Here is a 7,304-nt window from a genome sequence, read left to right as displayed (position 1 = left end):
GAAAAAGAATTTGAGTTAAGTTTGAAAAAGAATTTGAGTTAAGTTTGAAAAAGAATTTGAGTTAAGTTTGAAAAAGAATTTGAGTTAAGTTTGAAAAAGAATTTGAGTTAAGTTTGAAAAAGAATTTGAGTTAAGTTTGAAAAAGAATTTGAGTTAAGTTTGAAAAAGAATTTATAGAATTTAGAATTAATTCTAAATTCTATTAGCTAAGCTTATTGCTTAGCTCTTTGTTTTTCCCAATCTTCCCAACTATGTGGAGTTGTGTCCTTTAAATCATATAAAGTTTGTGCTAAATCTTTATGCCCTACATGTTTATGACAATCGGTGCATTTCATCTCATCAGCACTACCTTTAAAGCTTAGATAAGTAAGATGGATTGGTAATGTGCTTTCATTGTCTTTTATGAAAGCATTTTCGTGGCATTTTAGACAAGAGCTATCAAAAGTATAATTTTTTCTAGCGTGTTCTCTATTTGCTAGCCAATCTTTTTTAGTGGGGTCTTTTGTTAAAGTTGTAAAGCCTTCTGCTATTCCGTTTTTAGCTTTAGTCAATAAGTATTTTGCCAAATTATCGTGTGGTAAATGACAATCAGCACAATTAACTACCACTCCTTTAGGATTTTTAGCCCCGTGTATATCATCATTAACATTTGTGATTGCTATAGGTCCATCCCAAGAATGGCAACTTCCACAAAACGGATATTTGCCTGTTACATGAACAATTTTTTCTCCTAAGAATACTAAAACAAGAGTTATGATTACTATCATACAAGTAAAAGCTATTTTATTTTTCATGTATTCTCCTTTATTTTACTTTTAAATTTTTTAAGATTTCTTGGCTATGGCATCTAGCACACATATTAACAGATGGCTTATGAGTTTTATGACAATTATCGCAGTCTAATTTATCATAATGTGGGCTTTGATGAACATTGTTATTATGTCCGTAACCTGCAGTATATTCTGCTAGTTTTGAATAATCCCCGTGGCATTTTATACAACTATTTAGCATAGCTGATGAATAATCTTTCGCTTGTGCTTCTAGGTGGCAATCATTACACTTAAGATTTAATTTTTTATGAATTCCTTTAACTTCATAGGCTTTTTCACTAAAATCTACATTTACTTTTCCTAACGAATCCTTTAATACATTTTCATTTGCAAATAAAAAACAGGCAAATAAACATATAATAGTAATAAATCTCATTGCTAACCCCTTAATAAATTATAATTTTTTGCTAGAGTATTTCCAGCTCTTTTTCCATAAACTAAGCAATCTAAAACCGCATTAGAACCCAATCTATTATATCCGTGTCTTCCGCCAGTAATTTCTCCACACGCATACAAACCTTGAATTAATTGCATATCATTATCATATACTTCACAATCTTTATTAGTTTTTACTCCACCCATACAATGATGAACTTTTGGTCCTGGTCTTGCAGCAAAAAATGGAGCTTGTTCTATTTTTATATACTTTCCTTTGTAATCTGAAAAATTGCGATTAAATTCTGGGTCTTTATAATCTTTATCTTTTGAAGCAAGTTCAACATATTCGTTGTATCTTTTTAACTGCTCTAAGAAAGGCTCTTTATTGATATTATAATGAGCTATTAATTCATCCATTGTTTCAAATTGTTTTACAGCACCAACTAATAAGCCCCTATTTAAATCTTCTATATCAACCGTTTTAGTGCCATTTATATCCATAATTAAAACAGGTGGATTTAAACCTTTTTCATTCATAGCTAATATTGCATCGCTACCTTGTTTTCTATCCGTAATTTCATTTACAAATCTTTTTCCTGTTTTAGGATTTACCATCATTCCATAAGCATAAGCCCTAGTAATCCATCTATAAGCAAATCCAAAACCGCCTTCATCTTGACTTGTTACGTGCATACTTTGAATATATTGCATATCTATGAATTTAACATTATCATTTATTAGTTTTTGTGCTGTGTAGCCAGTAGCTCCTAAATGATTTGTGGTTAATACATCATCTCTTAAACTAGAGTCAAATATTTGTCTAAATTTTAAATCAGCTCCCCAACCACCAGTAGCTAAGATAATACCACCAAAGGTTCTATAATATTTAGTAATTCCACTTTCATTGTTTTTTTCTTCATATCCACGCTCAAAGTTAAATTGATATTTTTCTCTTACTTTAATTCCAACAACTTTATGATTTTTATCATATAAAATATCATCCATTATAACTCTTGTTAAAATCTTACCGCCTCTATTAAGAATTTGTTCTTGTAATGGTCTTGTGATATAACTACCTGCACCTGCTGAATGAGAGCGTGGAACGCTATGACCACCACTTCTGCTAACCCACTTAAAATTAACTCCATTATCTATAAGCCAATCAAGAGTTTTTACTCCATCATTTATCATAATATTTACTAATTCTAAATCATTTAAATTCTTACCACTTTTTAATGTATCTTGTATGTGTAGATTAATATCATCAACTATTCCATCTCTAGCTTGTAATTTTGAGCCAGCAACAGCCATTGAACCACCTGAATAAGCCGAGTTGCCACCTAAATAAGGCATTTTATCAATCATAACAACATTTTTAATACCATTATCCAAAAGACTTAGCATAGCTGCACTTCCTGCAAAACCACTTCCAATTACTATTGCATCATAATATTCATCCCATTTTATATTATCAATATCTATACTATTAGATAAAGCAATATTAGGCATCAAAATAGAGCCATATACTAAGCCAGAAAACTTTAAAAAGTCTCTTCTATCTTTAGTTTTCATAAAACCTCCTAATTAAAAAATAAGTTTAATAATAATTTTATTTTAAAATAAAATATACTTAGTAAATAATAAAAATTTTTTAATAATATTTTTAGTTTAATAATTATTATGAAGTAATAATAAGGATTTTTGATAAGTGATATTAATTTATTCTTATATTTATAAATTAATATAATTAAGGTTTTTGTAAAAAGAATTTGGTTAATGATTAACAATAATTTCAAATGGTAAAATTATGTCGCAAATCAAATTAAGGAGATAATTATGTCAGTAGCAGTAGTTTTCGGAAGTGCTATGGGAAATACAGAAGGCGCAGCAGAAAAAATTGCAGAAGCACTAGGTGCTGAATTATTAAATATCGCTGATGTTGATGCTGATAAACTAAATGGTTTTGATAAATTAGTTTGCGGAACTTCAACTTGGGGTAGTGGTGACTTACAAGATGATTGGGATTCATTTGATTTTAGTGGTCTAAAATTAGCTGGTAAAACAGTAGCTGTATTTGGTATGGGAGATAGCTCAAGCTATTCTGATACTTTCTGCGGCGGTATGGGTAAATTAGCTGCGGCATTAAAAGAAGCTGGTGCAAATTTAGTTGGAGCAGTTTCAACTGATGGTTATGATTTTGAAGATTCAGAAGCAGTAGTTGATGGTAAATTCGTTGGTCTTGCATTAGATAATGACAATCAAGAAGATTTAACAGACGAAAGAATTGCAAACTGGGTAGCACAAATTAAAGCTAACTTCTAATCACGAAATAGCAAGTTTTTTACTTGCTATTTTAAGGATACTTATGAAAAAGTTTTTATTATTATTTTTAGTATTTTCAATTAATTTTTTATCTGCTGATTTAATTAAAGTAGCTATGAAAAATCAACCAAATAATATAAATCCAATTTATAATCCAAATGATGATTTAGTAAATTTATTATATTTAGGTTTGTTTTATAAAAATAATAATAAAGAATTAATTCCTGCACTAGCTAATTCATACAAAATAAGTAATGATAAATTAAGATACGAATTTGAATTAAAAAAAGGTCTTCATTTTATAAAAAATAATATAGATTTTGGAGAATTTACTTCAGAAGATGTAAAAACTACTTATGAAATAATTATAAATCACTTTTTTAATTCAAATTATAGTAGATTTTATAATAATATTTCTCAAATAAATATAATTGATAAATATAAAGTTGAATTTGTATTGAAGTATCCAGATAATGATTTTTTAAATTCTTTAACGCTAGGGATTATGTCAAAAAATGCTCTTATTAAATATGGTTTAAGTTGGTTTAATAGTGATGCTATTGGTCTTGGTACTTATAATTTAAAGCAATTTAACAATGAACAAATAGTTTTAGTGAAAAATCCTAATGCTATTTTTAAAGCACTTAATGATGGGGTAGTTTTTAAGTTTTATCAAAATGAAGTTCAAATAAAAAATGCTTTAAATAATGACATAATTGATGTTGGCTTGATTAATTATAAAAATATAAAAAATATTGATGATGATTTAGTATATAAGACTTTAGAATCAGATCATGCTATAGCGTTACAATTAAATAATAAAGTAATTTATGATAGGAAATTAAGATATGCAATTTCTTTGATTATTTGTAACAAATCTATTTTAAATCAATTGCCAAATTTTAGTATCAATAAACATATTTTAAATCTAAATAATAATGGTTGTGATAGAGCAGAAGCTAGAAAAATTATAAATGAATTAGGATTTTATAAAGATAAAAAGAGTATAGAATTAAATATTAATAAAGAAAGCACAGCAAATTATTATAAAAAATTAGATTTACCTTTAAAATTAGAAATTTATGTAGATAAAAACAATAAAGACTACTTAAGTATAGCCGAAAATCTTGCTATGCAATTAAAAGATTTTGGAATATTAACAGATGTATTACAAACCAACAATGATGATAATGAAGCTAGTAAGATTGTAGATATTGAAGTATATGATAGTATTAATTTTGCAACTATTTTAAATACAAATAAGATTAATAAAACTCAAGCAAAAAATACCATAAATCAAGTGCAAGAGAATTATTACAAAGAGTTTCAAGAGCAGATTAAAATGAACCCTTCTTATGTATTTTTGGTAAATTACAATTATTTTTTAGCTTATAATAAAAAAATTAAAGGTATTGAAAATATGCCAATAGGATTTAATGGAAACGGATTATTTTCTCAAGTAATTAAGTGGTATAAATATGAATAATTTCATTATTAGCCTAAAAGATTTTTTTACATTTAGATTTTTAGCATTTTCTTTATTTCCATTAATTATAAGCTCAATTATATTTATTAGTTTATTAACACTTGCATTTAGTTATGTTGGTAGTTTAGATTTTAACGAAGAAGCTTTTAACTTTTTTTTAGGTGCGATGATACTACACGCCATACAAATATTTATTATGATAATTACTATTTCAGGTGGCGGTTTTTTAGCTTTATATTTATCTATATTTTTTGCTTTAGTTATTACTTCATTTTTAACTCCAATGATAGTTAGAGAAATCAATTTAAAGCATTATAATTACAATAAATTAGATGAAATAGGGTTAATTCAAATAACTTGGCTTTTATTTAAAATCGTATTGAAATTCTTATTCTTTTTATTTTTTGTGCTTTTATTTCACATAATTCCTATATTAAATTTCATAGCATCATTTTTAATGTTTTGCTTAATGTTTTATTTATTTTTTAATTTTTTAATTTACGATGTGGCTAGTTGTGTTTTAAATAAAAATGATTTTTTAAGTTTTAAACCTTTTAAATTTAAATATATTTTTTGCGTATTTTTATTTTATTTGGCTTCAAATATTCCTTATGTTGGGTTTTTTCTACCTGTATTTTTTGTAATATTTCTAGCTCATTTATTATTTCAAAATGAATTAAGATTAAAACAGCCTTTAAATTGATTAAAAATAACTTTTATATTTTGATTTTTTTGTAGTATTTAATTTTATTTTTAAGGAGATTATTATGGTTTTAAACAATGAAATTATTTGTAATGTATGTAGTCTAAAAGCTAGCGAAGACGAGCACGCAGTATTTATTAGAGCTCATAAAAACAATAAGCCAGTAGATATTTGCACAAGTTGTATTCCGAGCGTAATTCACGGCTCTGGAATGGTTGTAAAAAGTGATGAAGAAATCATTAAAGATTTAGATTGATTTTAGGAATTTCATTTGAAATTCCTATGGTAATTGTATGTTATTTAGCATTTTAGAATTTTTACATAATTACTATGGCTTAATAATAACTATTTTTTACTTCATATTACTTGGTATATTCGTTTTATTTATAAAAAAGGCAGAAAAATTTATAAATGACAAAAATAAAGAAATTCAAACATTAAAAATAGATAAAGAAGATTACGAAGATACAAAAACTGATAAAAATATTTTGCTATACAAGAATTATAAATATGAAGAAGAATTATTAAAACTCAAAGATGAGTTAAAACGATTACAGACTTTAACAACTTCAGATATTAATAAAATAGCCATTGAAAAAGCACAAGAATTGATATTAGAAAAAGAAAAAGATTATGAAGAAAAATTAAAAGAATTAAATAGATATTATAAGCTAGAAAAAGATAAACTAATTCAGTCTTATGAATTAAAAATAAGTGAAGAAAAAAACGCACAAAATAAAATCAAATTAGAAAATATCAAAAAAGGCAAAAATTACGAATATCAAATAAAAATATACTATGAAAATATAGGTTATAAGGTTTTTCCAAATGGTTTTGTAAATGGTAAAAACGACAAAGGCATAGATTTAATAGCGTATAAAAATAGTGAAATAAGGCTAATTCAATGCAAGTGCTACACAAATCCACCAAAACAATATCTGCTTAGAAAATTTATAGGAGATTGTGAAGTTTTTATTAGAAACAATCTATCATTATGTGATAATAAAATAATTTATAAAGATTTTATAACAAGCTGTAATGATAAAGATTACGGAGTAGTGTGCTATTTAAGAGAATATCCAAATGAAATAAATTATCAAATCATTAACTATATAAATTAAAGCATTAAGACAATAAATAATAGATTAATAATTTTTTGTTTGCTATAATTAATCTTATTTTCAAAGGTAGGATATGAATGAGTTTTTAATATATCTAACATATTTTTTAGATAATTTACATGATTTAGCTAGTGGAATTATTAGTATTTTAATTCCTATACCATATGCAAGTTTTATTACTTACCCTATTGTTTTTACTCTTACTTTATTTATAGGATTAAAGCTCTATCCTAGATTTATAATAGCTTTATATATTTTATTTTTATATTTGGTTATAAGAATTGGGCTTATTGATAGAGATGCCGGTGGGTGGTTTGTAGTTTTACAACTATTGCTACCAATTGTATTTTCACTATTAATTTGGTGGTTTTATAAGTTAATAATGAAACAAAATCAAAAATTTATTAAAGTTACCTTTTATTTTTTCTCATTTTTAATGATTGCTTTTCACGGAATATTATTAA

9 protein-coding genes are annotated in these 7,304 nt (G+C 25.7%); 6 read left to right on the top strand and 3 right to left on the bottom strand.

All coding sequences use genetic code 11. The features are described 5' to 3' along the window. Positions 1–212: 212 nt before the first annotated feature. Genes AVBRAN12640_RS09675 through AVBRAN12640_RS09665 form a run of 3 tightly spaced genes read right to left on the bottom strand, consistent with a single transcriptional unit; the run spans position 213 to position 2,780 of the window. Positions 213–794: a cytochrome c3 family protein gene (locus AVBRAN12640_RS09675; protein ID WP_214150571.1), complete on the bottom strand. Its 582-nt coding sequence runs from the start codon at positions 792–794 to the stop codon at positions 213–215. Positions 795–804: 10 nt separating this feature from the next. After that, positions 805–1,206 carry a cytochrome c3 family protein gene (locus tag AVBRAN12640_RS09670; RefSeq protein ID WP_214120629.1) on the bottom strand — a complete coding sequence of 134 codons (402 nt, stop codon included), beginning with the start codon at positions 1,204–1,206 and terminating at the stop codon, positions 805–807. Between the two features lie 2 nt (positions 1,207–1,208). Next, positions 1,209–2,780: a flavocytochrome c gene (locus tag AVBRAN12640_RS09665; protein WP_214150572.1), complete on the bottom strand. Its 1,572-nt coding sequence runs from the start codon at positions 2,778–2,780 to the stop codon at positions 1,209–1,211. A 264-nt stretch (positions 2,781–3,044) separates the two neighbouring features. On the opposite strand from AVBRAN12640_RS09665, the gene fldA reads away from it, so the two are divergent. From fldA to AVBRAN12640_RS09635, 6 genes are all read left to right on the top strand, one after another. Next, positions 3,045–3,530: a flavodoxin FldA gene (gene fldA, locus AVBRAN12640_RS09660; protein ID WP_214117907.1), complete on the top strand. Its 486-nt coding sequence runs from the start codon at positions 3,045–3,047 to the stop codon at positions 3,528–3,530. Positions 3,531–3,573: 43 nt separating this feature from the next. After that, positions 3,574–5,016, top strand: coding sequence for an ABC transporter substrate-binding protein (locus AVBRAN12640_RS09655; RefSeq protein ID WP_336609132.1), 1,443 nt, complete (start codon positions 3,574–3,576; stop codon positions 5,014–5,016). Further along, entirely contained in the window at positions 5,009–5,719 is a 711-nt protein-coding gene (locus AVBRAN12640_RS09650) for an EI24 domain-containing protein (RefSeq protein ID WP_214120649.1), read from the top strand. Before AVBRAN12640_RS09655 ends, AVBRAN12640_RS09650 begins: the two co-directional genes overlap by 8 nt. A 64-nt stretch (positions 5,720–5,783) precedes the next feature. Then, a complete protein-coding gene (locus AVBRAN12640_RS09645; RefSeq protein ID WP_214117910.1) occupies positions 5,784–5,975 on the top strand; it encodes a hypothetical protein in 192 nt (63 codons plus the stop codon). A gap of 37 nt (positions 5,976–6,012) precedes the next feature. Further along, on the top strand, positions 6,013–6,840 hold the full coding sequence (locus tag AVBRAN12640_RS09640) for a restriction endonuclease (RefSeq protein ID WP_336609133.1): 828 nt from the start codon (positions 6,013–6,015) through the stop codon (positions 6,838–6,840). A gap of 73 nt (positions 6,841–6,913) precedes the next feature. Then, positions 6,914–7,304, top strand: a 391-nt coding sequence (locus tag AVBRAN12640_RS09635) for a hypothetical protein (RefSeq protein WP_336613001.1), incomplete at its 3' end; no start/stop codon positions are given.

Source organism: Campylobacter sp. RM12640, from assembly GCF_020137595.1.
In the GTDB taxonomy this organism is placed as follows: domain Bacteria; phylum Campylobacterota; class Campylobacteria; order Campylobacterales; family Campylobacteraceae; genus Campylobacter_E.
Note: the sequence above shows the minus strand (reverse complement) of the source record. Positions and strands in the feature narration are given on the sequence as shown.